22 protein-coding genes are annotated in these 24565 nt (G+C 53.3%); 3 read left to right on the plus strand and 19 right to left on the minus strand.

The window, feature by feature from the left end; genetic code table 11:
• Positions 1–304: 304 nt before the first annotated feature.
• From Q5911_RS10165 to Q5911_RS10215, 11 genes are all read right to left on the minus strand, one after another.
• Positions 305–1228: a CvpA family protein gene (locus tag Q5911_RS10165; protein WP_303182610.1), complete on the minus strand. Its 924-nt coding sequence runs from the start codon at positions 1226–1228 to the stop codon at positions 305–307.
• A gap of 9 nt (positions 1229–1237) precedes the next feature.
• Positions 1238–2476 carry a DUF5711 family protein gene (locus Q5911_RS10170; protein WP_303182611.1) on the minus strand — a complete coding sequence of 413 codons (1239 nt, stop codon included), beginning with the start codon at positions 2474–2476 and terminating at the stop codon, positions 1238–1240.
• Positions 2477–2593: 117 nt separating this feature from the next.
• Positions 2594–3673, minus strand: coding sequence for a LysM peptidoglycan-binding domain-containing protein (locus Q5911_RS10175; RefSeq protein ID WP_303182612.1), 1080 nt, complete (start codon positions 3671–3673; stop codon positions 2594–2596).
• A 204-nt stretch (positions 3674–3877) separates the two neighbouring features.
• The gene (locus Q5911_RS10180; protein WP_303182613.1) at positions 3878–4819 is read right to left on the minus strand and encodes a transketolase family protein; all 942 of its coding nucleotides are present in this window, start codon (positions 4817–4819) and stop codon (positions 3878–3880) included.
• On the minus strand, positions 4807–5643 hold the full coding sequence (locus Q5911_RS10185) for a transketolase (protein ID WP_303182614.1): 837 nt from the start codon (positions 5641–5643) through the stop codon (positions 4807–4809). Before Q5911_RS10185 ends, Q5911_RS10180 begins: the two co-directional genes overlap by 13 nt.
• 41 nt (positions 5644–5684) lie before the next feature.
• On the minus strand, positions 5685–6341 hold the full coding sequence (gene fsa / locus Q5911_RS10190) for a fructose-6-phosphate aldolase (RefSeq protein WP_076779617.1): 657 nt from the start codon (positions 6339–6341) through the stop codon (positions 5685–5687).
• Between the two features lie 260 nt (positions 6342–6601).
• Entirely contained in the window at positions 6602–7705 is a 1104-nt protein-coding gene (locus Q5911_RS10195; RefSeq protein WP_076779619.1) for a LacI family DNA-binding transcriptional regulator, read from the minus strand.
• Positions 7706–7708: 3 nt separating this feature from the next.
• Positions 7709–8305, minus strand: coding sequence for a recombination mediator RecR (gene recR, locus Q5911_RS10200; protein ID WP_076779621.1), 597 nt, complete (start codon positions 8303–8305; stop codon positions 7709–7711).
• Between the two features lie 23 nt (positions 8306–8328).
• Positions 8329–8679: a YbaB/EbfC family nucleoid-associated protein gene (locus Q5911_RS10205; RefSeq protein ID WP_076779623.1), complete on the minus strand. Its 351-nt coding sequence runs from the start codon at positions 8677–8679 to the stop codon at positions 8329–8331.
• Positions 8680–8690: 11 nt separating this feature from the next.
• The gene (gene dnaX / locus Q5911_RS10210; RefSeq protein ID WP_303182615.1) at positions 8691–10262 is read right to left on the minus strand and encodes a DNA polymerase III subunit gamma/tau; all 1572 of its coding nucleotides are present in this window, start codon (positions 10260–10262) and stop codon (positions 8691–8693) included.
• Positions 10263–10295: 33 nt separating this feature from the next.
• Positions 10296–11372, minus strand: a complete 1077-nt coding sequence (locus Q5911_RS10215) for a 6-phosphofructokinase (protein ID WP_281725327.1) — start codon at positions 11370–11372, stop codon at positions 10296–10298.
• 179 nt (positions 11373–11551) lie between these two features.
• Here Q5911_RS10215 and map point away from each other — a divergent pair, with 179 nt between their 5' ends.
• On the plus strand, positions 11552–12361 hold the full coding sequence (gene map / locus Q5911_RS10220; protein ID WP_303182616.1) for a type I methionyl aminopeptidase: 810 nt from the start codon (positions 11552–11554) through the stop codon (positions 12359–12361).
• Positions 12362–12456: 95 nt separating this feature from the next.
• Here the strand turns inward: map and Q5911_RS10225 are convergent, their stop codons facing one another.
• The gene (locus tag Q5911_RS10225; RefSeq protein WP_303182617.1) at positions 12457–13620 is read right to left on the minus strand and encodes a CD0519/CD1768 family membrane protein; all 1164 of its coding nucleotides are present in this window, start codon (positions 13618–13620) and stop codon (positions 12457–12459) included.
• A gap of 268 nt (positions 13621–13888) precedes the next feature.
• On the opposite strand from Q5911_RS10225, the gene Q5911_RS10230 reads away from it, so the two are divergent.
• Both Q5911_RS10230 and glgD read left to right on the plus strand, forming a co-directional pair.
• A complete protein-coding gene (locus Q5911_RS10230; RefSeq protein WP_076779633.1) occupies positions 13889–15028 on the plus strand; it encodes a glucose-1-phosphate adenylyltransferase in 1140 nt (379 codons plus the stop codon).
• Between the two features lies 1 nt (position 15029).
• Positions 15030–16145: a glucose-1-phosphate adenylyltransferase subunit GlgD gene (glgD, locus tag Q5911_RS10235; RefSeq protein ID WP_303182618.1), complete on the plus strand. Its 1116-nt coding sequence runs from the start codon at positions 15030–15032 to the stop codon at positions 16143–16145.
• A gap of 61 nt (positions 16146–16206) precedes the next feature.
• Here the strand turns inward: glgD and Q5911_RS10240 are convergent, their stop codons facing one another.
• The 7 genes from Q5911_RS10240 to Q5911_RS10270 all read right to left on the minus strand — a co-directional run bounded on the left by Q5911_RS10240 (position 16207) and on the right by Q5911_RS10270 (position 24564).
• Positions 16207–17001, minus strand: coding sequence for an ABC transporter ATP-binding protein (locus Q5911_RS10240; RefSeq protein WP_303182619.1), 795 nt, complete (start codon positions 16999–17001; stop codon positions 16207–16209).
• A 12-nt stretch (positions 17002–17013) separates the two neighbouring features.
• Positions 17014–17952, minus strand: coding sequence for an ABC transporter permease (locus Q5911_RS10245; RefSeq protein ID WP_076779642.1), 939 nt, complete (start codon positions 17950–17952; stop codon positions 17014–17016).
• 24 nt (positions 17953–17976) lie between these two features.
• Positions 17977–18984, minus strand: coding sequence for an ABC transporter substrate-binding protein (locus Q5911_RS10250; RefSeq protein ID WP_303182620.1), 1008 nt, complete (start codon positions 18982–18984; stop codon positions 17977–17979).
• A 352-nt stretch (positions 18985–19336) separates the two neighbouring features.
• Positions 19337–20329, minus strand: coding sequence for a helix-turn-helix transcriptional regulator (locus tag Q5911_RS10255; RefSeq protein WP_303182621.1), 993 nt, complete (start codon positions 20327–20329; stop codon positions 19337–19339).
• Positions 20330–20418: 89 nt separating this feature from the next.
• Entirely contained in the window at positions 20419–22596 is a 2178-nt protein-coding gene (locus tag Q5911_RS10260) for an ABC transporter permease (protein WP_303182622.1), read from the minus strand.
• 5 nt (positions 22597–22601) lie between these two features.
• Entirely contained in the window at positions 22602–23282 is a 681-nt protein-coding gene (locus Q5911_RS10265; protein ID WP_226395143.1) for an ABC transporter ATP-binding protein, read from the minus strand.
• 103 nt (positions 23283–23385) lie between these two features.
• On the minus strand, positions 23386–24564 hold the full coding sequence (locus Q5911_RS10270) for a sensor histidine kinase (RefSeq protein WP_303182623.1): 1179 nt from the start codon (positions 24562–24564) through the stop codon (positions 23386–23388).
• Position 24565 lies beyond the last annotated feature (1 nt).

Raw genomic sequence — 24565 nt, forward strand, 5'->3', positions numbered from 1 at the left:
CTCTTAGAAATTTTCAGGGTCGTTGTCTATTGTTCAGTTATCAAGGTTCTTTGTTCTGTTTTCGCATCTCAGCGACAACTTCTATATCCTATCATGTCGCTTCCGATTTGTCAACAACTTTTTTCAAGTTTTTCTTTCTTTTTGAAAGACATTTTTTTGCGGATGTTGCTAAACCACGCTCCCGCGCTGCTCTTATCCGGCAAAAAATCCACCCTCTTGCGTGGTGGATTTTTATAATATCATCATACTTGCATACTGTCAATGCTTTTTTTCATTTTTTTGATTTTATTTATGTTCAGGCTTTTTATTTAAAGGAGACCGCCATCTTCAGGACAGGGTTGTACTCATAGATCACCCGGAGAATATCATTTCCCTGGATCACGTCGTAAGCCTCCCGCCCAAAGGAGGTGGTATACAGCATCGTAATGATCATAAAGAGGATCCACACGATGATCAGTCCGCCTGCCGCCCCAAGCAGCGCCCCGCCAAGACGGTTGAAAAAACCAAGCACCGGAAGATTTGCCACAATATCCAGCGCAAAGATGATGGCCCGCATCACCACCGTTATGATCACAAACGTCAGGATAAAAGCAAGAATATTGATGATCAGCCTTGCCGCGTAAGCCGAGATATATTCTATAAAGTTCTCTGCCCCCAGTTCCTCATACATCTCGCTGTTATTGTTATTTAGAAGAAGTGCTTTGAACACGCCTGGTATATCCGCCCCCTCTATCGCCGCGATCTGGGTATCCCGCGGGATCTCCACACCTTCCAGCACGCTCTCCGCATCTCCGTCGTCCCCCTGCAATCCGTCCAGAAGGCTGCTGGATATGCCATACTGCGCCAGCTCATCGCTGGTAACATTTCCATTTACAATATCCTCTACCGTAATGCCCGCCGCGTTCAGCTGGGCTTCTGTGATGCCGGCAGACTCCAGGACCCGCCGCACGTTTTCCACCGTGAGCCCTGTCTCGCCTTCATCTCCTTCTCCCTGGAGGACAGAGGACGCCATCCCTATGATAGACTGCTCCGCCTGACTTTCGATCATCTCATCCAGCGGTGTAACTGACATGATCCCCTGGCTGACGTAGGGCGTCAGGAAAAACACCAGAATAAATGTAACGACTGTGGCCACCAGGGAAACCGCGATCTTGACCGCTCCTCTGTATAGGCCTACGATTACGCATATGAGGAAAATCAATCCTGTAGCTATGATCACCCAATCCATATTTTCTCCTTATTTTACAAACCGGACAACTTCCATCCCGTTTGCATTCATCACTATGTATTTATTGACTCCAAAAACAGGGAACATTTCCAGGATCGCCTCATCCATCTCCCCTTCAAACTTGTGAACGCCAGCCCGGGTGAACACACTGCACTGCGTCCCGCCGTACATGATGACCTGCATGCCGCATATCTTCACATTCGAGTAGTCTCCGGTAAATTTCTCCGACATGACCATGCTGCCGCTCTTATTATAAAGGCGCAGCTCATATCCTGCCTCCCCCTCATTCTTCAGCACCAGTCCTATATAAGAAGGACTGTAGAAAGCACTTTTAATCTGCTTATCCAGCTCAATGGTATTCTGAAGGGTGGGTGTATCCTGCCCCCGGTAGATCAGCACTCTGTCATTCCCCACTACGGCGGATGTATCCCCATCCATAAAAAAGGCAGTGGGCGCTATCACATCTTCATATGTATCTGTCAGCACCTCATAGTTCTCTGCCTGAGCTCCCGCCTCACCAAAATTGTAATAATAAATATTGGAAACTGTACGGCCGTTTTGCACGGTCATGTAAGATACCAGGAGAAGCTGTCCATTCTCCGAGAGACTGATATCCAGCGGATAGCCGTTTCCGGTCACTGTGGTGTCCAGCTCTGCAAGGATATTCCCCGCCGCGTCATAGCAGACGATCTGGGGGTCACCATCCCCGTGCAGTACTGCCGCCACAATTCCCTGGGAGGACACTGCCACTTTTTCTATGGGAAGCGTGGTCTCGATCTCACCTTTCACCCCCTCCTGATCTACCACGATCATGCTGTTCCCGCCTTTATCCGCCACAACCGCGGCATCTCCGAATGCGGAAACCATCGGATTCTGCATCTGATAAGACTGGTTCCACACCTCCTCCCCTTTACTGTCCATCAGGACAATGCCGTCCCGGCTGTACTTGAGCACTCCGTCCCCGAATTCCCGGTAACTGCTGTTTCCGGCGTCTTCTGCCTCGTATACATCTATGATCCTCACGGAAGTGTAGGTCTGGAGATTGATCACTAAAAACACCCCCACCAGAACCAGGACCACAGCCGCAGCTGCGATGATCATCCGCCGTCGGGTCCTTTTTCTGTAGTCCTTCACCTGCGCATCCAGCTCCTGCATGGTGGGATCATGTTCCAGCTCTCCCGGCTGCTGTCCGGGATCCTGCTCTCTGTCCCTCAGGATGCGAAATCTGTCTCTTATCTTTTGCCTCATACATCAACCTCATTTTCTTCTATGGTTTGCTGTCCATGTGGTTATTATAACATACATCCTCCAGTTCTCAAGTAGCAATCCCAACGAGGGCACGCCTCACCGGTCACAGCCTTCATATCAGGGAAGCAGCAGTTTCTGGCCGATGAAGATCAGGTTCCCGTCTGTAAGGCCGTTCATTTTGCAGATAGCCTCCGCCTCATCTGTGGTCCCGTAAAGTTTCAGGCTGATCTTATCCAGCGTGTCACCTCTCTGCACGGTATAGTACTCCTCTCCGCTCTCCCCCTCCTGGATGGATACCCCGGTATCCCCGGTCTGCACATCCCCGGTATCTGCGGCGGCATCTGAGGCGTCTGCGTCGTCCGGCTGTTCCTCCTGCTGATCTGTAGTTACATCCTCCTCGGCAGTCACTGTGTTTTCACTGCTTCCCTGTACAGATTTCGAGAGGGTCTCTATGGAGGACTGTACGGAGTTCATTTTGTCATAATTATTCATGGCTGAGATACCGATGGCCAGCACAACGACTACCAGCAGAACACTCGTCAGGTATACAAGGTGGGAATTGCTCCTCTGCTCCTGCGCCTCGAGTTTTTCCTTTACTGCAGAACGAAAATTCTTTGCAGCTCGATCCTCAACCACTTCACTGGGTGTAACGCCGATCTGTTTGCGCGTATTGATCATATAATTCTGCATATCCGGATTTTTTTCATAAAATATGTAATATCCGCCCATCTGCATCAGCTCGTGAAATTTATATGCAAAATAAATCTCCTCATCCTCCTCGGGATGCTTCATAATAAAAATACTGTTTTTCTTCAGGCCCAGCTGCTCGTGGATCTGCACCATACTGCCGCTGAGCACAAGGGGTCTGCCGGGCGCGGCCAGAGCCCACCCAACTACATCCCTGCCGGGGAAATACTCTGCACACTCTCTGAGAGCCGCCTCCCTGGCCGGGTCGCTGATACAGATTTCGCCATTTTCCTCCGACACCTCTTCGATCCGAACCGCTCCGGTTATATAGACACATTCCAGTCCTTCCACCACTGCATTCTCCCCCAGCAGCAGCGCGCCTGTGGGCTCTTCCTTGGCCCGCGACCTCAACTGATCGAGGTAGGTATCCACGTAGTCTTCCAAATAAATCTTTGGAATATCCGAAACATTTCCTACCTGCCTGACATTTTTGGGAAATTTTCTTTCCATATACTCTCACCTCACTGGATATTTTTGCTTATCATAGCACACGGTTTTTGCGCATTTTAGCATTTAGTGGAGCCTGTCCATGGAAATTTACGTTATTTTCCCTCCGCCTTCGACGTTTTCGGACTGTTTCTCTTTTTCTCTGTGTCTATATATAGAAAAAGAGCCGGCCAAAAAGCCAGCTCCTCTTCTGTATATCCTGTCCTCTTATTTCAGGAACTCTTTTACTTTTGTGTAAATGCTTTCGCTGTCCAGGCCGTATTTCTTGACCAGCTCGACAGCCGGACCGGACTCTCCGAACGTATCGTTGATACCGATCTTCATCACTTTTGCAGGTGCTTTCTCAGCCACTACGTCGCAGACAGCGCTTCCCAGGCCGCCGATGATGGAGTGCTCCTCCACTGTCACGATCTTTCCCGTCTTGGCTGCTGCCTTGATCACAGCCTCCTCGTCAAGAGGTTTGATGGTGTGGATATTGATGACCTCCGCGCTGATGCCATCTGCCGCCAGCTTCTCAGCTGCCGCCAGGGACTCGGATACAGGAAGACCTGTAGCGATGATGGTCACATCTGTTCCTTCCCGCAGTGTCACAGCTTTTCCAAGCTCAAATTTATAATCCGGATTGTCGTTGATCACCGGCACAGCCAGTCTGCCGAAACGCAGATATACTGGTCCCTGATGCTCGTAAGCTGCCTCAACAGCTGCTTTCGCTTCCACGTCGTCGGAGGGGTTGATGACTACCATACCCGGGATCGTTCTCATAAGGGCGATGTCCTCGTTGCACTGGTGGGTAGCGCCGTCCTCACCTACAGAGATACCTGCATGTGTAGCTCCAATCTTTACGTTCAGCTTGGGATAGCCGATGGAGTTGCGGACCTGCTCAAAAGCACGGCCAGCCGCAAACATGGCGAAAGAGCTGGCAAAGGGAACCTTGCCTGTGGTGGCGATACCTGCCGCCACGCCCATCATGTTGCTCTCAGCGATACCGCAGTCGATGTGGCGCTCCGGAAATTCTTTCTTGAATGTGCCTGTCTTTGTGGCGTTTGCCAGGTCAGCGTCCAGAACAACGACATCCGCATGTTTCTTTCCTAATTCTACTAAAGCATTACCGTAGCTTTCTCTTGTTGCGATCTTCTTTACATCTGACATAATGCTTCACCTGCCTTTTCTAATTCTTCCATAGCAGTCTTGTACTGCTCATCGTTGGGAGCGGCTCCGTGCCAGGATGCCTGGTTCTCCATGAAAGATACGCCTTTGCCCTTCACTGTCTTTGCGATGATAGCTGTAGGCTGGCCCTTCACTGTCTTTGCCTCTTTGAAGGCAGCATCGATGGCGTCAAAGTCATGTCCATCTATGTTGATCACATGGAAGTTGAATGCCTCAAATTTCTTATCAATCGGATAAGGTGAGTTTACTTCTGTGATAGCCCCGTCGATCTGGAGGTTGTTGTTGTCCACGATCACCACAAGGTTGTCCAGTTTTCTGTGGGCTGCCAGCATGGATGCCTCCCACACCTGTCCCTCCTGGATCTCGCCGTCGCCAAGCAGCGTGTATACCCGGTAATCATCGCCGGACAGCTTAGCGGAGATAGCCATTCCAACTGCTGCGGAGATGCCCTGTCCAAGAGAGCCGGAGGACATGTCCACACCCGGAATGTGCTTCATATCCGGATGTCCCTGCAGATAGGAACCGGTGTGACGCAGTGTAGTCAGATCCTCTACCGGGAAGAACCCTCTGTTTGCCAGAGCAGCGTAGTATCCCGGCGCTGTGTGGCCCTTGGAGAGAACAAAGCGGTCTCTGTCGGTCTTTTTGGGATCTTTTGGATCGATGTTCATTTCTTCAAAATAAAGATAGGTAAAAATATCTGCTGCTGACAGAGATCCGCCCGGATGACCGGACTTCGCGCTGTGGGTGGCTGTGATGACACCTTTGCGGACCTCGTTTGCAGTCTTCATAAGTTCTAATTTGTTCATGAAAAATGCCTCCTGGTGTTTATCGTTTCCTTACTTGTGTATTATTCTCCGAAAACTGCCTTGTAGTCTTCCTGGAATTTAAGAATTCCCGCATCTGTCAGAGGATGTTTTGTCATCTTCTCGATCACTGCGTAGGGAACTGTGGCAATGTCTGCGCCTGCCAGTGCACAGTCTGTCACGTGCATCGGATTGCGGACGCTGGCTGCGATGATCTGTGTGTCGATGTCTCCGGCAACTGCAAAGATCTCAGCGATCTCACGGATCAGGTCCACACCTCTCACAGAGATGTCATCGAGACGTCCCAGGAAAGGAGATACATAGGTGGCGCCTGCTCTTGCTGCCAGAAGCGCCTGGTTTGCAGTAAAGATCAGGGTCACATTTGTCTTGATGCCCTCAGCTGTAAGCTGCTTGCAGGCTTTAAGCCCCTCCACAGTCATGGGGATCTTTACAACCATGTTCGGATGGATCTTTGCGATCTCGCGTCCCTCTTTGATCATACCCTCAGCATCTGTGGTAGTAGCCTTTACCTCTCCGCTGATCGGTCCGTCCACGATAGATGCGATCTCAGCGATCACTTCCTCGAACACCCGGCCCTCTTTTGCGATCAGTGACGGGTTGGTCGTTACACCGCAGATAACACCCATGTCATTTGCTTTTTTAATGTCTTCCACCTTGGCTGTGTCGATAAAAAACTTCATTTTTCTTCCTCCTTGATTCGTTGAACGTCTGGCCTAAGCCCATTTGTCTAAATTATATCCCATAGGAAAGGAGGTGGTCAATAGGGGGTCTTTTTTATTAATAATTCTTTCAATTAATAATGTACAATTATTAATTCTATTTTTCTATATCTCATGTTAAATCCTTGTTAACATGGACGGAAACATCCTTTTCCGGAGTTTGCTTCATTACTGTAAGGAAACGGAATTACATTTTATTATTAATATTTTTTCAAAATACATTAATTTTTCTTTTTTCTGCTCTTCGGATAGGACGTGGTCCCCCGGATGATCAGCTTCGGTTCATACTCCACATGGTAGGTGCTGATAGGCTCTACCTCCGTGTATTTTTCCCTCCTGCTGTCAATCTTCTTCATTATGATATCGCAGGCATCCCGGCCTTTAAAGATGACAAAGTGCTCAATGGTGGTGAGGGACATTTTGTGCATGCTGGCGAACAGCGTGTTGTCGCACCCCATGACAGACACATCTCCGGGGACTTTCAGCTTGGCCTCCTGGAGAGCATCCAGAATCCCAAAGGCGATCATGTCGTTCAGCCCCACAATGGCTGTCACATCCCTCTGTTCCTCCAGAAGCTCCCTGGTGAGTTCGTAGCCGATCTTGTACTCCGAGTCGATGTGAGCAATATCCAGATCGATCTCCTCGTCTGCAGCCTTGATGATCACCTGATCCTTAAGCCCGGCTCTCTCGAATTCTTTTAAAAATCCTTCCACCCGCTTTGACCTCTGCTTCTGCCGCACAGTCAACGGAGGTGCTATATAAGCAACTTTTCTGTGTCCCAACTCCAGTAGATGGCGGGCCATGATCCTGCCAAGTTTGGAGTTGTCCAGCTCCACCGCATCCACGTTCAGATGCTCATTCTGGTTGTTGACGATCACCACCGGGATCTCATCCGCCAGCTTTTCCACCCTGTCCATAAAACAGTGGCTGGGATTGCAGGTGTAGATAATCCCCACCGGGTGCAGCTCATTCATCATTTTCAGATAGCGCTCTTCCATCCGCAGATCTCTCTGGGTGTTGCAGACAAAGAGTCCGTATCCCTGCTCTTTTGCCCGCAGTTCGATCCCCTGCAGGAGCATGACATAGTAGGGGTTGGTGAGGTTAGAGCAAAAGACCACCAGGAGTTTCTCCCGGCGGCTTTCTTTCCGTGTTTTCCGTCTCGGCAGGACATAGCCCAGCTCTTCCGCTGCCTCCTCCACCTTTTTGACCGTCTCTTTCGAGAAAGACACATTGTACTTCCGGTTCAGCACCATGGAGACAGTAGACTGTGACACGCCTGCCGCCCGGGCAATATCTGTCGAAGTCACTTTTTTCTTTCCTGCCATCCTCTATATCTCCGTTCTTCCTTCCAGCGCCCGAAGGAGCGTCACTTCATCTATATACTCCAGATCTCCTCCCACAGGCACGCCGCTTGCGATCCGACTCACCTTGATCCCCACCGGCTTGATAAGCTTGCTGATATACATGGCTGTGGTTTCTCCTTCCAGGCTGGAGTTGGTCGCTATGATCACCTCATCCACATCATCCCGCAGTCGCTCCATCAGCTCTTTGAGGCGGATATCTCCGGGACCGATCCCCAGCATGGGGGAGATGGCCCCGTGGAGCACATGGTAGACCCCACTGTACTTACCTGTCTTTTCATAGGCAGCCAGGTCCCTGGGCGTCTCCACCACCATGATGGTCCTGTGATCCCTGTCCGGATTGGCGCAGATCGGGCAGACTTCCTGGTCTGTCAGCGTGCAGCACTTGGCGCAGTAGCGCACATTGTCCCTGGCCTCCACAATGGACTGGGCCAGCTCATGGACCTGTTCTTTTGGCATGCTGATGAGATGGAAAGCCAGCCGCTGGGCCGACTTGGGACCGATCCCCGGCAGCCTGGAAAACTGCTCAATGAGACGGCTTATCTGACTGCTGTAGTAATCCATTCTGTTTCACCGCCGCTTCTGTCCTAGAACAGGCCCGGCATCCCGCCGCCCATTCCTCCTGTAAATTTGGACATGCCGGCCGCTGACTCCTGATCCACTTTCTCAAGGGCCTCGTTCACAGCTGCCACGATCATATCTTCCAGCATCTCCACATCATCCGGATCCACTGCCTCTTCGTCCAGTTTTACCTTCAGCACTTTCTTGGTACCGGACACAGTCACTTCCACTGCCCCGCCACCGGCTGTGGCAGTGAACTCTTTTGTCTCCATCTCCTTTGCCTGCTCTTCCATCTGGCGCTGCATTTTCTGCGCCTGCTTCATAAGATTTGCCATGTTTCCGGGCATGCCTCCCGGAAATCCTCCGCGTCTTGCCATAATATTCCTCCTTAATCTTCTATCGTAATATCCATATGGATCAGCTTCTCAATATCCACAAAGCTGTCCTCGAAGCGTCTGCCCTCTTCCACCTGGCGGACATCCACCTCCATCTGCTTGCCTGTCTTCTCGGCGATCAGCCTCTCGATCTCTTCCCGGTGCTCCGGTTTCGCCACAAAGGCAGCGCTCACCTCGTCCTCCAGGACGATCATGAGCCGGTCATTTTCCCCTGCAGTCAGGCGGGCCTTCTTCAGATAGCTCCGAAGCATGGGGGAAGCCTCCTGGGCCACGGACCTGAAATCTGCCGCCACTGCCTTCACGTCTTCGCTGAGCGCTTTGGGAAGCTTCGGCGCCGGCGCAGGTTCCCTGGCTTCCTCTCTGACCACCCGGACCGTCTGTCCCGGCGCAGCGGCCACTCCCACCTCGCTCATCTTCTGCACTTCCGCCTCCAGGGCCCGTATCCTGGACAGAAGGGTGTCCTGGCTTGTCTCCATCTGGGGACGGCACAGGCGGATAAAGGTGACTTCCAGCAGCACCCTCTTCTGGGCCGCATATTTCAGCTTGCCCGTCAACTCAGAAAAGATGCGGATATAGCGGATCAGCTCATCCGTCTCGATCATCTGGGATTCTTCCTTGATCCTGGCCAGGTTCTCCGTGGACACATCCAGCACATCCTCCATCTCCTCCGAACTTTTCACCAGGAGAAGGTTCCGCAGATACCAGGTAAAGTCCGCCGCCATCTGGGACAGCTCCCGCCCCTGCATGACCAGCTCATCCACGGTCTCGATGACTTTTTTCACATCCCGCTCCAGCAGCTCACGCAGCAGACGGCTGAACACGTCCGCATCCACCGCGCCCAGCACTTCCAGGACATTGTCGTAGGTGAGACGCTGACCGATATAAAAGGCTGTGCACTGGTCAAGAAGGCTCAGGGCATCTCTCATGGAGCCGTCAGCCATCCTGGCGATATAGCGCACCGCCTTGTCCTCTACATCCAGGTTCTCCTTTTCGATCAGCTCACGCAGCCTTCCGGAAATGGTCTCGATGGAGATCCTCTTGAAATCATACCGCTGGCATCTGCTCAGGATGGTCACCGGTATCTTGTGAGCCTCTGTCGTTGCCAGAATAAAAATGACGTATTCCGGCGGTTCCTCCAGCGTTTTTAAAAGCGCGTTGAAAGCTCCTATGGACAGCATATGAACCTCGTCGATGATGTAGACCTTGTACCGCCCTTCCGTGGGGCGGTAGGCCACTTCCTCCCGGATCTCCCGGATGTTGTCCACGCCGTTGTTGGACGCCGCGTCGATCTCGATCACATTCATAGAAGTGCCGGCCGCTATGGACCGGCACATGTCACACTGACCGCAGGGGCTTCCCTCCACCGGGTGCTGGCAGTTGACAGCTTTTGCAAATATCTTCGCCACCGTAGTTTTACCTGTTCCCCTTGTCCCGCAGAAGAGATAGGCATGTCCGATCCTGTCTGTCTGTATCTGATTTTTTAATGTAGTTACGATCGCATCCTGCCCTTTGACATCCTCAAACTCACTGGGTCGGAATTTCCGGTATAACGCTGTGTAGCTCATCTGCTGCACTCCTTCTTATCAGTCTCTTTCATATTATCTATCCCCGAAGCTGATACCTGTCATCCTGGCTTCCTGGATGATGCCGGCCTCCGGGTCCACACATTTCAGCTTTCCTGCCACTTCCGCAAGAGGCACTTTCGTGATCTCGCCGCTCTTTATCGCCATCATATAGCCGAAATCTCCCTCCAGGATCCGCTCCGCGGCCGCAGCTCCCAGTCTGGTGGCCAGCACTCTGTCGTAAGGGCAAGGCGAACCGCCTCTCTGGGTGTGGCCCGGCACAGTGATCCTGACTTCCTGATCCATCTTCTTCTGGATCCGCTCTGCGATCTCATAAGCCACAGACGGATAATTCTCTTTCGCCTTCTTTGCCTTCAGTTCCTTTTTGGAGAGCTTTGCGTCATCCTTGGAAATAGCGCCTTCAGCTACAGCAATGATTGTAAAATGTTTGCCTTCAGCCGCCCTCTTCTTGATGGCATCCACGACCACCTTGATATCATAGGGAATCTCCGGAAGAAGAATGATATCCGCCCCGCCGGCGATACCTGCATGAAGAGTCACCCAGCCAACCTTATGTCCCATGACCTCCACGATAAAGACACGGCTATGGGATGTGGCTGTGGTGTGGATCCTGTCGATGGTATCTGTCGCTATGTCTACGGCACTCTGAAATCCAAATGTCATGTCGGTTCCCCAGAGGTCGTTGTCAATGGTCTTCGGAAGCGTGATCACATTCAGCCCCTCCTCTCGGAGAAGGTTTGCTGTCTTGTGCGTCCCATTTCCGCCTAAAATCACAAGGCAATCCAGATTCAGCTTGTGATAGGTGTGCTTCATAGCCTCCACTTTGTCAAGCCCGTTTTCGTCGGGTACCCTCATTAATTTGAAAGGCTGCCTGGAAGTCCCCAGAATGGTTCCTCCCCTTGTCAGTATTCCCGAGAAATCTCTGGAAGTGAGCATCTGGAAATTTGAGTAAATAAGGCCCTTATAGCCATCCTGGAACCCATAGATCTCCACATCATTTCTCTTTGAACACACTCCTTTTACAACTCCACGCATGGCAGCATTCAGCGCCTGACAGTCGCCGCCGCTGGTAAGCATTCCTATCCGCAACATAGTCTGATCACTCCTTCCTTTTTATACCTAACATATTATACCCTATTTTCAAAGGGGGTACAAGGAAAAAACAGGCTTCCGCCCCTTCCCTCTCTTTACCTGACGCCCAAAAACGAGTATACTGTTAAAGGGAGCGCCCTGCGTTTCCGGAAATCAAACAGAAAGCTGGTAACGAACTTATGGATAAACTGGACATCAAACTCTGGTCCCTGGCCGCCAAAGGCGAGATCGTCCCGGACAGGTCCCTTCTCAAGACCCCGGAGCAGATAAGGGAGATCAGAAGGAGCGCCGACCTGAACACGGCGGTTCTGGACCATGTGGCCGCCCACATAAAGGCGGGCATGAGCACCGCCGAGATAGACAGGCTGGTGTACGACTACACCGTCTCTCACGGAGGCATCCCCGCCCCGCTGAACTACGAGGGCTTCCCGAAGAGCGTGTGCACCTCCATCAACAATGTGGTCTGCCACGGCATACCGGATGAAAACGAGATCCTCCGGGAGGGGGACATCATCAACGTGGATGTCTCTACTATATTAAATGGCTATTTCTCCGATGCCTCCCGCATGTTCACCATCGGGGAGATCACTCCCCGGGCAGAGAAGCTTGTCCGGGTCACGAGAGAGTGCGTGGAGCTGGGACTTGCCGCCGCTAAGCCCTGGGGCCACTTAGGCGATATCGCCTGGGCCATCAATTCCCACGCACAGGCCAACGGCTACTCTGTGGTGGAGGACATCGGCGGCCACGGCATCGGCCTGGAGTTCCACGAGGAACCCTTCGTCAGCTACGTCACGCCCAAGGGAAGCGAGATGATCCTGGTGCCCGGCATGATGTTCACCATCGAGCCCATGATCAACGAGGGGAGTCCGGACTTTTTCATCGACGAGGAGAACGGCTGGACTGTCTACACCATCGACGACGGCCTGTCCGCCCAGGTGGAATATATGGTGCTTGTCACAGAGACCGGCGTGGAGGTCCTGACAAAATAAAAAAAGCAAAACAAAAAGGACTGTGCAGGTGCATAGTCCTTTTTTGCTGAGCTGTATGTCTTTCCGCCGCATGTATAATAACCACGCCGTGGCCATTATATCATAGTTACCAGTTTGAACAGGAAGTTTGCCGCCACACCGGCGCACAGGCCGCCGATGGTATGGCTGATGATCGCCTTTCCCGTCATGTGCGGGCACTTCAGGGCTGACATCATTCCCACATGTGTGCTCAGGTAGCCGCTCCAGCACATACACATAGCTGTAAACACCGCGATGTCATTTGCATGGACAGATCCTGCGGACACCATGTCCGGCACAAGGCCGATGGCTGCTCCCGCCGCTCCCAGGGCCGTAACCGGCACTGCCACGGCAGAGGCGGAGGAGAACCCGAACAGCGGAGTCAGGATGAAGTCGATCTTTTCTCCCAGCCAGGGAAGGAGTGCCACTCCCTCGTAGGCCGCTCCTGTATATGTACCGTCGGCAGAAGGGCCGTTGGTAAGCATCATCACGATCGTGCAGATGACCAGGACGCCGGGGATGATGGCCATACCCACATCCACACCGTTCTTTCCGCCGTCCAGCAGGGACTCCAGGAGTCTTCCTCCCACACTGCCGCCTCGTACCTGACGCTTGTTGAGGAGGTCGTCAATGGACTCCCCCTCCGCCTCCGGCATGCAGTACTCTGTCACACCGAATTCCTTTTTTGTAAAGAGCATCATGATCCGCACGCTGATGATACTTCCGATGATAGCGCCCACATTTCCGATGAGGGCCGCCATTCCCACATTCTCTCCCGGAAGGCTGATGCCCAGCATGAAGGTGGTAACGATGAGTCCCATTCCAAACGCCGTCCCCAGGTTAGTCAGCGCCGGAAGCTGATACTTTTTGAAATACTTCCGGAAATTGGTGTCCTCCGCCAGGCCCAGGATCGCCGGGTTATCTGACAGATACGTGGTCATGATCCCCAGAGAAGCCGCGCCGGGCAGGTCGTACAGCGGCTTCATCAGCGGTGTGATCGCCTTGTTTACAAGCGCGATCACACCAAACTCCGAGAGGGCTCCCGAAGCCGCGCCGGCGATGACCGCGATGGCCATGATATTGAATACCGTGTCGATCAGAAGCTGATAGGCTGTGTTCATAAGTGTCTGCATCATGTTGGCTCCGCCCATCACGGCCGCCAGTCCTCCGAAAATGGCAATAAAGACCGCCAGGAAGACAAACGCTTCCAGACTTACTGCTTTTTTAAATTTTTTCTGCATACTTTTCCCCATTTCATTTCTTTGTCTCTTTGTTAATTCAAAGACAATCAGCTCTTTCCCAATACCATACATTAAATTCACTCCAACTGCAACTTTTTTTCTACTCTCAGTTGATTTTTTTTAATTTTCCACAGATAAAAAAAATTATACCCCTGTTTTCGCATCATTTTTTACAAATTTTCTTAAATTTTTCACAAATTATTATGGAAAGTGCCGCTCAAGAATTATATAATATTGTATATCACAGTAAAGGAGGAGGGCGCATATTATGAAACAGAACAATATGTTAGCCATGATTTTAGCCGGCGGCCGTGGTTCAAGGCTGCACGAGCTGACCAATAAGGTTGCCAAGCCTGCCGTTTCATATGGCGGTAAATACAAGATCATCGATTTCCCCATCAGCAATTGTGCCAACAGCGGCATTGATGTAGTCGGAGTCCTCACACAGTATGAGTCCATTCAGCTGAACAGCTATGTGGCAGCGGGACGCCGCTGGGGACTGGACGCGAGGGACAGCGGTGTGTACGTACTCCCGCCCCGCGAGAAAGCGGACGTGGATCTGAACGTCTACAGGGGAACCGCAGACGCCATCTCACAGAATATTGATTTTATAGACTCCTACTCTCCGGAGTACCTTCTCATCCTCTCCGGCGACCACATCTACAAGATGAACTACGCAAAGATGCTGGCCTACCACAAGGAGCATGACGCAGATGCCACCATCGCCGTCATCGAGGTTCCCATGAGAGAGGCGAGCCGCTTCGGCATCATGAACACGGACGAGGAGGGCCGCATCGTGGAATTCCAGGAGAAGCCGGCCGAGCCCAAGAGCAATCTGGCTTCCATGGGCATCTACATCTTCAACTGGAAGCTGCTCCGCAAGATGCTGACGGCCGACATGAAAGATCCGGACTCCAGCCATGACTTCGGCAAGGACATCATACCCGCCATGCTGAATGACGGCAAAAAGCTGGTGGCCTACAAGTTCAAGGGCTACTGGAAGGATGTGGGGACCATCGACTCCCTGTGGGAGGCAAACATGGACCTGTTGGACAAGAACAATGAGCTGGACCTGAATGACTCCACCTGGAAGATATACACGGAGGACGCGGTGGCGCTCCCACAGTACATAGGTCCTGATGCCGAGATCGACAGAGCCTTCATCACGCAGGGCTGTGTCATCGAGGGTTCCGTCAAGAACTCCGTTCTGTTTACCGGGGCAAGAGTGGGCGCAGGCGCGAAGATTATCGACAGCGTGCTCATGCCGGGCGCGGAGGTTGCGGAAGGTGCTGTTGTCCAGCGCGCTCTCGTAGCTGACAACGTAAAGATTGGAAAAGAGGCACAGGTCGGCAGCGCTGACAGTGAGCATATCGAGCTGGTCTCCAAACGCGTAAAGGGGGTTGAGTAATATGGCGAAAGCATTTGGTATTGTAAACTTTTCCGGAAACCACATCTGGGTAGAGGGGATGCAGGCTTACCGCCCTATCGGCGCCTTCTCCTTCCTGGGACGGTACCGCGTCATCGATTTCCCCATCTCAAATATGAGCAACAGCGGCATTGACCAGATCCAGGTATATATCCGCAGAAAACCCCGTTCTCTGGCAGAGCACCTGGGAACCGGGCGTCACTATAACATTAACTCCAAGCGCGGAAGGCTCCACATCCTGTTCTCGGAGACAGGTCTGGAGCACGATATCTACAACAACGATATCGCCGCCTTCCAGGAAAATATGGAGTGCATCCGCAATGTAAACTGCGACTATGTGGTCATTGCGCCCAGCTACATGATCTACTCACAGGATTTCAGCGAGCTGCTCCAGACCCACATCGACTCCGAGGCGGACATCACTCTCCTCTATCACTCCACAGACGACGCAAAGGAGCACTTCCTGAACTGCAACACAGTCAATCTGAACAAGCAGAAGGGCGTCCTGTCTCTGGAGATGAACCGGGGCACCGCAAAGAACCGTCACATCTTCATGGACACATATGTGATGTCAAAGGAGCTCTTCATCGACCTGGTGAGCAAGGCTCACAAGACCTCCTCCATGTACAGCCTGGCGGACATCGTGAACGTGGCCTGCGAGGAACTGGATGTACGGGGCGTCTCCCACCGGGGATACTTTGCCTCCATCACCGACTTCAAGAGCTATTATGACGCGAACATCTCCCTCATTGACTTTAAGATGGCTCTCAGCCTCTTCGAGGATGAGTGGCCCATCTACACGAGGACCAATGACTCCTGTCCGACCCAGTATTTCGAGGGCTCCAATGTAAAGAACTCTATCGTGTCAAACGGCTGTCTCATCGAGGGAACCATCGAGAACTCTGTCATTGGCCGCGGATGCGTCATCAAGAAGGGGGCTGTCGTGAAAAACTGCGTGCTCCTTCCCGATGTCATCGTGGACACGGATGTCCACCTGGAGAACATTGTGGCGGATAAGCACGCCAAGATCACTCACGTGAAAGAGGTTGTGGCTGACCCCAATGAACCGGGATACATCAGAAGAAACGATATCATTTAAAAAGGCATAAAAAAGAAGCCCGTCATCTGTCGGGCTTCTTTTTTCATATCCTGTATCCGCTCTACCCCAGCATCATCCTGTCATTGTCCAGCTCTCCGCCGCTGACCTCCTCGAATTTCTTCAGCAGGTCAGACACATGGAGCTGCCGCTTCTCCTCGCCGGACACATCGTAGATGACGCGTCCCTCGTGCATCATGATGAGGCGGTTGCCATGGGCGATGGCGTCCTTCATATTGTGGGTAACCATCATGGCCGTGAGCTGGTTCTCCTCGATAATTTTGTCGGAAATCTCCAGCACCTTCTTCGCCGTCTTCGGGTCCAGGGCAGCCGTGTGCTCGTCCAGGAGCAAAAGCTTGGGCTTCTTGATGGCCGCCATGAGAAGGGTCACGGCCTGCCTCTGCCCGCCGGACAGGAGCCCCACCTTGGTGGAGATGCGCTCCTCCAGCCCCAGTCCCAGAGCCGCCAGCTTTTTCTTGAACTCTTCTCTCTCTTTTCTGGAAATCCCCCATCTGAGTCCTCTTCTGTGTCCTCTCCTGGCAGCGATGGCCATGTTCTCCTCAATGGACATGGTGGAGGCGGTGCCGGTCATGGGATCCTGGAACACCCGCCCCAGATAGACGGCTCTCTTGTGCTCCGGCAGCCGGGTAATGTCCACTCCGTCTATGATGATATTCCCCTCGTCCACCAGCCAGCTTCCGGCTATGGCGTTCAGTGTCGTCGATTTCCCGGCTCCGTTCCCACCGATGATGGTGACAAAATCTCCCGGGGTCAGGTTCAGGTCCACTCCGTCGAGGGCTTTCTTTTCGTTGATCGTCCCCTTGTTGAATGTCTTGTGGATGTTTTTTATCTCAAGCATGTATCCCATTTCCTAGGCCCTCCTTCTCACTGCCCAGCGGCCTTTTAAGTAGGGCACAGCCAGGAACACCGCAACAACAAGCGCGGAGAACAGTTTCATATAGTCTGAAGGCATCTTCAGCCAGAGTACCAGCGCGTACGCCACGTAGTAGAGGATGGCTCCCACGAACACCGCGGCCAGCGTGTAGGCAAAGGCAATCTTTTTGCCCGCACAGAGCCTGCCAAATATCACTTCGCTGATGATCACGGCTGCCAGCCCGATGACGATGGCTCCACGCCCCATATTTACATCTGCCGCTCCCTGATACTGGGCCAGGATGCCTCCGCACAGGCCCACCAGGCCATTGGATATGGTCAGAGCCAGCACCTTTGTATAGTTGGTGTTGATGCCCTGGGCCCGGGCCATCTGCGGATTGCAGCCCGTGGCCCTGATGGCAGCGCCCATCTCGGTCCCGAAAAACCAGTAGACGATGGCCACCAGGATCAGACATCCCAGGATCAGCTTCAGGAAGAAAAAGACTCTGTCATCTCCTGTCACATATCTGGAGGAGGCCACCAGCCCCTGCTGGGTCAGGCTGATACCCTGGTTGGATTTCCCCATGATCCCCAGATTCACGGAATACAGGGATACCTGGGTCAGGATACTGGCCAGGATCCCCGGTATGCCAAGGCCCGTGTGGAGAAGGCCCGTGACCATCCCCGCCGCCATGCCTGCCAGCAGTGCAAACACGAGGGAGAGCGCCGGGCTCATCCCTCCCTGGATCAGCATGACCGCCGTCGCCGCTCCTGTAGCTAAAGACCCGTCCACTGTAAGGTCCGGGAAATCAAGGATGCGGTAGGTTATATAAACTCCCAGTGCCATAATGCCCCATATGATCCCCTGTGCCGCTGTTCCCGGCATTGCCCGCAGCAGCGCCAGGGGGTCCAGGGAAAGAAAATATTCTGCTATCATTTTTCTGCCTCTGCCTTTCTTCTCTTATTCTGCCGCAGATGCGGACTCAATGGGCTCGTATCCTTCCGGGACCGTGATGCCCAGCTCCTCACATATCTCCGGATTGTACATCCTGGTCGGCTCCGGTGCTGTCTGCACTTCCATGGACGTGATGTCCTCGCCGTTTGCAAGGATGTCATAGGCCATCTCGCCTGTGGTGTACCCCAGCTCATAGTAGCTGATGCACAGAGTGGCTATCCCCGCCACGCTGCATGTGCCCTGCTCGCTGGCCACTACCGGGACTTTTGCCGGCCGGCAGATATTGTCGATGATGCCCGGGTTGGCTGCCATGGTGTTGTCTGTCGGGATGTAGATGGCGTCCACCTCCTGGACCGCGCTGGTCACAACAGACTGGATCTCATTGGAGTCCGCCGCCGTGTACTCCTTGTAGTCCACGCCGTCCTCCTCCAGCTCCTTCTCAAACATCTCCGCCTGGTACTTGGAGTTGGACTCCGCGGAGCAGTAGAGGATGCCAACGGTCTTTACATCCGGCAGGAGCTCCATCATCACGTCCTCCTGCTCAGAGATGGGGGCCAGGTCGCTGGTACCCGAGATGTTCACCCCTGTGATCCCTGTCCAGTCATCTATGCCAAGGGCGCTGCCGTAGTCTGTCACAGAGGTTCCAAGAATAGGAATGTCCGCTGTGGCCTGGGCCGCTGTCTGGAGCGGCAGGGTGGCATTGGCCAGGATCAGGTCCACGTCAGAAGAAACAAAATTATTCATGATGGTGGAGCACATGGTCTGCTCCCCCTGCGCGTTCTGCACATCAAACTCTACATTGTCCTCACCGAACAGTTCCTTACATGCATCCTGGAAGCCTGCCGTCGCGTCATCCAGAGATGGATGCTCCATCTGCTGACAGATGCCGATCACATATTTTCCCGGATCATCACCGCTCCCGTTTCCGTCTGACGATGACTCGCTCCCACATGCCGCAAGACCGGCAGTCATTGTCATCACCATCAGGATTGCCGCTGCTTTTTTCAACTGCATCTCTTATTCCTCCCTGTTGCTTTTATACTTTAAAAATTTCTCACTTCACTGTGCGAAAGTCGTCTACGAAAGGTAGTATACAACGACAAAAAAAAGAAGTCAATCTATTTTTACAAAATAGACTGACCTCCTGCGAAATTTTTATTCCTTCTTATTTTTATTCTTTTTAGTCCTCCATGTAATCGTAGTACTCTTCCTCGCTTGCGAACAACATGTACCTGCCCTCCACATATCCCATATAGCCTTTGTCTGTATTGTAACCTTTCATAAAAAGAACAGCTCCCTTCTACAACCAAGTTTTCTTATCTTTAAACTCAGTGTAATCCGAAAGCTGTCCTATAAAAATGCCACCTCACACTCCGTACTGTTCCGTGAGCCGGCGTATCTCCCGGTGTATCTGCTCCACCACAGGCTCCGGTCCCAGGATCTTTACCCCGTCTCCCAGGGAGAAGACCCAGCTGATGAACTGGCCGCTCACCGCCACGTCCACATGGACCGTGAAATGCTCTTCATCCGCCGGTATCATCATGATATCCTTCCCGAACCGGTCAATGATCACTCCGGCCAGGCGGTTGTGCACCAGCAGCTTTACCTGCTCCTCCCGGCCGCCGAACATGCCGAAGCTTTTCTTCGTGTAGGCCGCCATGTCCAGCCCCCTGAAGCGCTCCCGCCCCTCTCTCTCCTCGTCGGACATGCGGATGCGCAGCATCTTGTCCACCCGGTAGTGCTTGATCATGTCCGCTTCCGAGTCATATCCTACCAGGTAGTAGTTCTCATTGTCCCAGGCAAGTCCCCAGGGGCTTATCTTATAAACGGCGCCGCCGTGGCGCAGCTCCATCTCCTTTTTTGCATTCCACTGAAAATACTGGAAGAGGATCTTCCTGTTGCTGGCAATGGCGCTGTAGATAGCGTCCACCGTGTAGTAGATGCTCTCGTTCATGGTCTTGATGCGGCCGGACACGTAGACCTGGCGCTGCAGCTCCCTGGCCTCGTACTCGCTGACCAGGCTCTCCAGCTTCCGTATGAGCTCGTTGGATTTCTTTGCCGTGATGAACCGGGAGGACTGGATGGCGTCCACCAGCAGCTTCAGCTCCGGCATCTCGAACTGCCGGCCCACCACGTGGTAGCGGTAGGATCTGCCCCAGGACTCCCCCTCCACCTCGATCCCCAGATGCTCCAGGTCCTTCAGGTCCGTGTAGATGCTCTTCCGGTCCGCCGTCACCTCATAGGAGCGCAGCGCTTCCAGGATCTCCGGCATGGTCAGGTAGTGATCATCGTCCGTCTTCTCCAGCATGATCTTCGCGAGATAGTAAAGCTTCAGTTTCTGGTTCTGTCCTCTGGGCATATGAAAAGGCTCCCTTCCTGTTTGTTTTTCAAGTATAACACGCAGGAAGAGGCGCCTTCAACTTATATATTATATAGTATTTCTTTCCGTCAGTTCAGAGCGTCATCTCTTAAGCATCCGCTCAGGTCACTGCCAGTCAGCCTCCTCACCCCCAGCCAGTAGGCCAGGGCTACGGCAAGGACGATACATGCCCCGTAGACCGACACTGGCACAAACGGCGCTTCCTCAAGAAAGACAGAGAGCTCCAGGTGGCTGGCGCTGGTCATAAAGACAGTTACAGGCACTGTGATGCCAAGTCCCAGCAGAATGGGCCGACCGGCAATGACCGCCGCTTCAATGCAGAAGATTTTTCTCATCTCCCTGCTGTCCATCCCCACAGCCAGATACCGGGCAAATTCTCTTTTTCTCTGCCGTAAGAATCCGAATGTATTTGTGAAAATGCCGGCAAGACCGATAACTCCCAGAAGCACACAGAAAGCTCCGCCTATCATCTGCGCCCCCTGGAGCATCTGGTCATTGGTCAGCCTCTCCTGGATCCGATTCTCGCTCTCCACCTCCAGGGAAGGGGTCAGCAGCTCTGTCACTTGTTTTTCTATCTCATCCAGAGCTTGCAGATCCGCCCCCTCCGGCCCCAGTATGCGTATAAAGGTATCTCTGTCTTTGTCCAGCGCCTGCCCGGGAAGCGTTTCCCACAAAGAGAGGGGCATAAACTGCACCAGGGCATAATCTTCATACTCCTCCCTGAGGAGCGGCGCTTCCTCTGTGTAGGAAAGGACCGGTATATCCAGCGTGGCTCCGTCCTCCCCGCCCATGGCAAGCGTTTCTTTTTCTTCATTTACAAAGGGAATATACGCACGCTCCCGGAAACTGCTGCTGGTGCTGTCCCAGATCCGGTTCAGCACAACCGTTCCCCAGACGCCCGGCTCCGCTCCGATCTGCTGGCAGTATTCCAGAAAGCTTGCATCGTCCATGACCACCACCTGGGAGGGGATCTGCCCGTCACTTTCCGTCCCGGCAAGAACCTTGTATCCGCCAGCCTCTACCAGCCTGTCACTGAACCAGTCCTCCCCCGGCAACACCGTACCGTCCGCCTTCTGATAGGAAATGCTGCCTCGGACTCCCGGAATTTTCCTGACCTGCTCCGACAGGGAAAAATCTGCCAGATCTGTGTCTTTCACTGTCACCATCACATCCCAGGCGTCCTGGTACCTTTCAAAATAGGTGTATCTGGTACTGATCCCGGAGAGGGTAAAAAAGCACAGCATAGCCGTAAATCCGAGGAAAGACAGCGTGAGAGACAGATTGGAGATGCGCAGGGCTTTCTTCTGCATCTTCAGGGCATTTCCCGCCAGCTCCCCCTCGATCCCGAACAGACTTCCCAGGATCCTCTGGCGGCTTTTTTTCTTCAGTTGCAGCCCCGTCGGCTCACGCAGCGCCTGGAGGGGCGTCATCCTGGAAAGTTTCCGCGCCGGCGCCCAGGCAGAACAGAGTACCGTCAGCACGGCAGATATGGCTGTAACCAGCAGCACAGCGGGGTGGTACTGGAAAACAGCTTCGTGTCTGCCCGGCAAATCTGCCGCAAATCTGTTGACAGCCTCCAGAATACCGGCACAGCCCGCAGTTCCAAGCAGGATCCCTGCGAGTACAGGCAGCGCGCAGAGGGCGGCCGCCTCCTGCACAAGGCACAGCCGGATCTGTCCCGGTGTGGCTCCAATGCTGGAGAAGATGCCGAACTGGCGCACCCTGGCCTGCATGGAGATCTCAAAGGCCGTGCGGATCACCAGAACAAGAGACACACACAGGACCAGCAGCACCGCGGCAAAGAAAGGCAGAAGCAGAGGCGGCTCGCTGTCCCGGGGATCTGTGATAAAATACCTGGACAGAAGTGTCTCGTGCCAGGATACATCCGCCATATCAATCCCCAGCTTCCCGCAGATCAGAGCAGTCTCCTTGTATACGTCCCCCATATCCTCAAAGCGCAGCTCCACCACAGTCTTGTCTTCCGAAAGTCCTTCATTTATCTCAGCCCGGTCAACCCCGGAAAATCCCCGGATCAGCTCCAGATCCTCCCGGTCAAAGGATCCCGCAATGCGCACATGCCAGTCCCCCTCTTCCAAAAGGATCCTCTCCACATCATAGGCCCAGAAATTATAAAAGAGACTACAGAGCAGGGACAGAAAAAAAGCGGCCAGCAGGGCCGCCGCCATGACAGAAACCCCGGCTGATCTGTTCTGCTTCAGATATCCTTTTGAATACTCCTTCCACATAGTTCTCACCTTACCTTTCTGTCGCTGACGATCTGCCCGTCTTCCAGCGTGATGATGCGCTCCGCCTCAAGGGCCAGCTTTTCATCATGGGTGACAAGAAGAATAGTCTGGTGAAAGTTTCTGTGAAAGAGATGGAAAAGATCCATGATCTCCCTGGCATTTCTCCGGTCCAGATTTCCCGTAGGCTCGTCGGCAAGAAGGAGCAGTGGCCTGGCCATGAGAGCCCTCCCGATGGCCGCTCTCTGCTGCTGCCCGCCGGAGAGCTGCCAGGGCAGCGCTTTCAGCTTTTCCTCAAGCCCCAGCATCTCCACGATCTGACGGAAATACGCGGGATCCGGCTTTCTTTTGTCAAGAAGAAGGGGCATCTGTATATTTCTTTCTACTGTCATGGAAGGGATCAGATTATAGAACTGATAGATAAGCCCTGCTTTCCTTCTCCGGTACAGGGCTGCTTCCCTGGGAGAAAGCCTGCCAATGTCCGTTCCGCCCACAAGGACTTCTCCCTCCGTGGCTTTATCCACACTCCCCAGAATGTGAAGGAGCGTGGATTTGCCCGAGCCCGACGCGCCTGCCACTGCCAGGAACTCCCCGCTCTCCACAGTCAGATCAATGCCCCGCAGGGCTTCCACCTGAGCCTCTCCCTCTCCGTATACCTTTTTTACTCCGACACATTTTACAATCTCCATAGCCGCCTCCCTGTTTTTTCTGTCTGATGGTCCATCGCCATTTTTCTTTATCATAACAGAACAAAGTGACATTCCGGTGACAGCATTTTATGGAAAAAGTTATCTAACGATGGTACAGCCGGATCTCAAAGCAGGCTCCCCCGCCGGGCCTGTTGTATGCCTCCAGGGCTCCGTTCTGTGCTTCCAGGATCTCCTTTGCCAGGTAAAGTCCGATGCCGATGCCATCCCTCCCGGCCTCTTCTCCCCTGTAAAACCGCTCAAACAGGTGGGGCAGATCTTTCCCGGAAAATCCTTTCCCCTCATCCCATATACGGATCCGGACATAGAGAGGATTGTCCTCCCAGTCACAGCAAACAGCGCCTCCTTCCGGGCTGTGTTCCAGGCAGTTCTTCATCAGATTCATAACCGCCTCCACAGTCCAGTCCGGATCCAGCCAGGCGCAGACCGGCGGCTGCTCCGGCACATGGACAGCCACCTTTTTCCTCAGGCTCAGATCCTCCAGATTTTCCGCCGCCATTTCAAGGACAGTGAACACATCCACCTCTTTTTTCTGAAACTCCAGCACTCCGGCATCCATGCGGGACATCAGAAGCAGCGCCTCCTCCAGACAGGTGAGGCGGTCAATCTGCCGCTCCACGGAGGCCAGATACTCCAGCGTGTTCTTCTCCTTCATCCTCTGTATGCACAGAGAGATGGCCGTTACCGGCGTCTTCATCTGATGAGCTATATTTGCCAGGTTCACGGCAAACATATTTTTTGTCTCCCGGGCCCTGTCCCTTGTCTGCTGCAGGGCTGTCACTGTCTTGTACATCTCATCTCTCAGCCCGGAAAATGCATCTTCCCGGCGCCGCCCCAGCAGCCCCTGCTGTCCGGTACCGGCCTGCTCCAGATACCGGATCAGCGCTTCCACCTGCCGGGCCGTCCTCCTTCTCTCCAGAAAAAAGGCAGAAAGAAACAGCAGGCACGCAGCCAGGAAGCCCGTCCCTGCCGCTGCATACATCCTGCTGTACCCCTTATCAAAATCATCCGCACTGTAGCCGTAACCCTGCAGGTACTCTGCCCCTGTCCTTTCACCGGCCTCACCTGCACTCTTCAGCGCATTGATCACAGCACTGCCGGACTGCGGCGACTGCTGCACCACTTCCCGGCAGACCTCTCCCAGAAGGTCAAACTGCCTTTCCGCAAAATAACTGCCCATCAGTACTGTCAGCAGTGCAGCTGCTGCCAGAAAAGCGGCCATGACAGACAGAAATACGCCTGCCTTTTCTTTTTTTACCCGCATC

Origin of the sequence: Lachnoclostridium phocaeense, assembly GCF_959599685.1 — a bacterium.
In the GTDB taxonomy this organism is placed as follows: domain Bacteria; phylum Bacillota; class Clostridia; order Lachnospirales; family Lachnospiraceae; genus Claveliimonas; species Claveliimonas monacensis.

Excerpts from the sequence above, each read along its gene's own strand:
- Q5911_RS10165 (WP_303182610.1), bottom strand. The coding sequence starts at position 1,228 with ATGGATTGGGTGATCATAGCTACAGGATTGATTTTCCTCATATGCGTA.
- Q5911_RS10170 (WP_303182611.1), bottom strand. The coding sequence starts at position 2,476 with ATGAGGCAAAAGATAAGAGACAGATTTCGCATCCTGAGGGACAGAGAG.
- Q5911_RS10175 (WP_303182612.1), bottom strand. The coding sequence starts at position 3,673 with ATGGAAAGAAAATTTCCCAAAAATGTCAGGCAGGTAGGAAATGTTTCG.
- Q5911_RS10180 (WP_303182613.1), bottom strand. The coding sequence starts at position 4,819 with ATGTCAGATGTAAAGAAGATCGCAACAAGAGAAAGCTACGGTAATGCT.
- Q5911_RS10185 (WP_303182614.1), bottom strand. The coding sequence starts at position 5,643 with ATGAACAAATTAGAACTTATGAAGACTGCAAACGAGGTCCGCAAAGGT.
- fsa (WP_076779617.1), bottom strand. The coding sequence starts at position 6,341 with ATGAAGTTTTTTATCGACACAGCCAAGGTGGAAGACATTAAAAAAGCA.
- Q5911_RS10195 (WP_076779619.1), bottom strand. The coding sequence starts at position 7,705 with ATGGCAGGAAAGAAAAAAGTGACTTCGACAGATATTGCCCGGGCGGCA.
- recR (WP_076779621.1), bottom strand. The coding sequence starts at position 8,305 with ATGGATTACTACAGCAGTCAGATAAGCCGTCTCATTGAGCAGTTTTCC.
- Q5911_RS10205 (WP_076779623.1), bottom strand. The coding sequence starts at position 8,679 with ATGGCAAGACGCGGAGGATTTCCGGGAGGCATGCCCGGAAACATGGCA.
- dnaX (WP_303182615.1), bottom strand. The coding sequence starts at position 10,262 with ATGAGCTACACAGCGTTATACCGGAAATTCCGACCCAGTGAGTTTGAG.
- Q5911_RS10215 (WP_281725327.1), bottom strand. The coding sequence starts at position 11,372 with ATGTTGCGGATAGGAATGCTTACCAGCGGCGGCGACTGTCAGGCGCTG.
- map (WP_303182616.1), top strand. The coding sequence starts at position 11,552 with ATGGATAAACTGGACATCAAACTCTGGTCCCTGGCCGCCAAAGGCGAG.
- Q5911_RS10225 (WP_303182617.1), bottom strand. The coding sequence starts at position 13,620 with ATGCAGAAAAAATTTAAAAAAGCAGTAAGTCTGGAAGCGTTTGTCTTC.
- Q5911_RS10230 (WP_076779633.1), top strand. The coding sequence starts at position 13,889 with ATGAAACAGAACAATATGTTAGCCATGATTTTAGCCGGCGGCCGTGGT.
- glgD (WP_303182618.1), top strand. The coding sequence starts at position 15,030 with ATGGCGAAAGCATTTGGTATTGTAAACTTTTCCGGAAACCACATCTGG.
- Q5911_RS10240 (WP_303182619.1), bottom strand. The coding sequence starts at position 17,001 with ATGCTTGAGATAAAAAACATCCACAAGACATTCAACAAGGGGACGATC.
- Q5911_RS10245 (WP_076779642.1), bottom strand. The coding sequence starts at position 17,952 with ATGATAGCAGAATATTTTCTTTCCCTGGACCCCCTGGCGCTGCTGCGG.
- Q5911_RS10250 (WP_303182620.1), bottom strand. The coding sequence starts at position 18,984 with ATGCAGTTGAAAAAAGCAGCGGCAATCCTGATGGTGATGACAATGACT.
- Q5911_RS10255 (WP_303182621.1), bottom strand. The coding sequence starts at position 20,329 with ATGCCCAGAGGACAGAACCAGAAACTGAAGCTTTACTATCTCGCGAAG.
- Q5911_RS10260 (WP_303182622.1), bottom strand. The coding sequence starts at position 22,596 with ATGTGGAAGGAGTATTCAAAAGGATATCTGAAGCAGAACAGATCAGCC.
- Q5911_RS10265 (WP_226395143.1), bottom strand. The coding sequence starts at position 23,282 with ATGGAGATTGTAAAATGTGTCGGAGTAAAAAAGGTATACGGAGAGGGA.
- Q5911_RS10270 (WP_303182623.1), bottom strand. The coding sequence starts at position 24,564 with ATGCGGGTAAAAAAAGAAAAGGCAGGCGTATTTCTGTCTGTCATGGCC.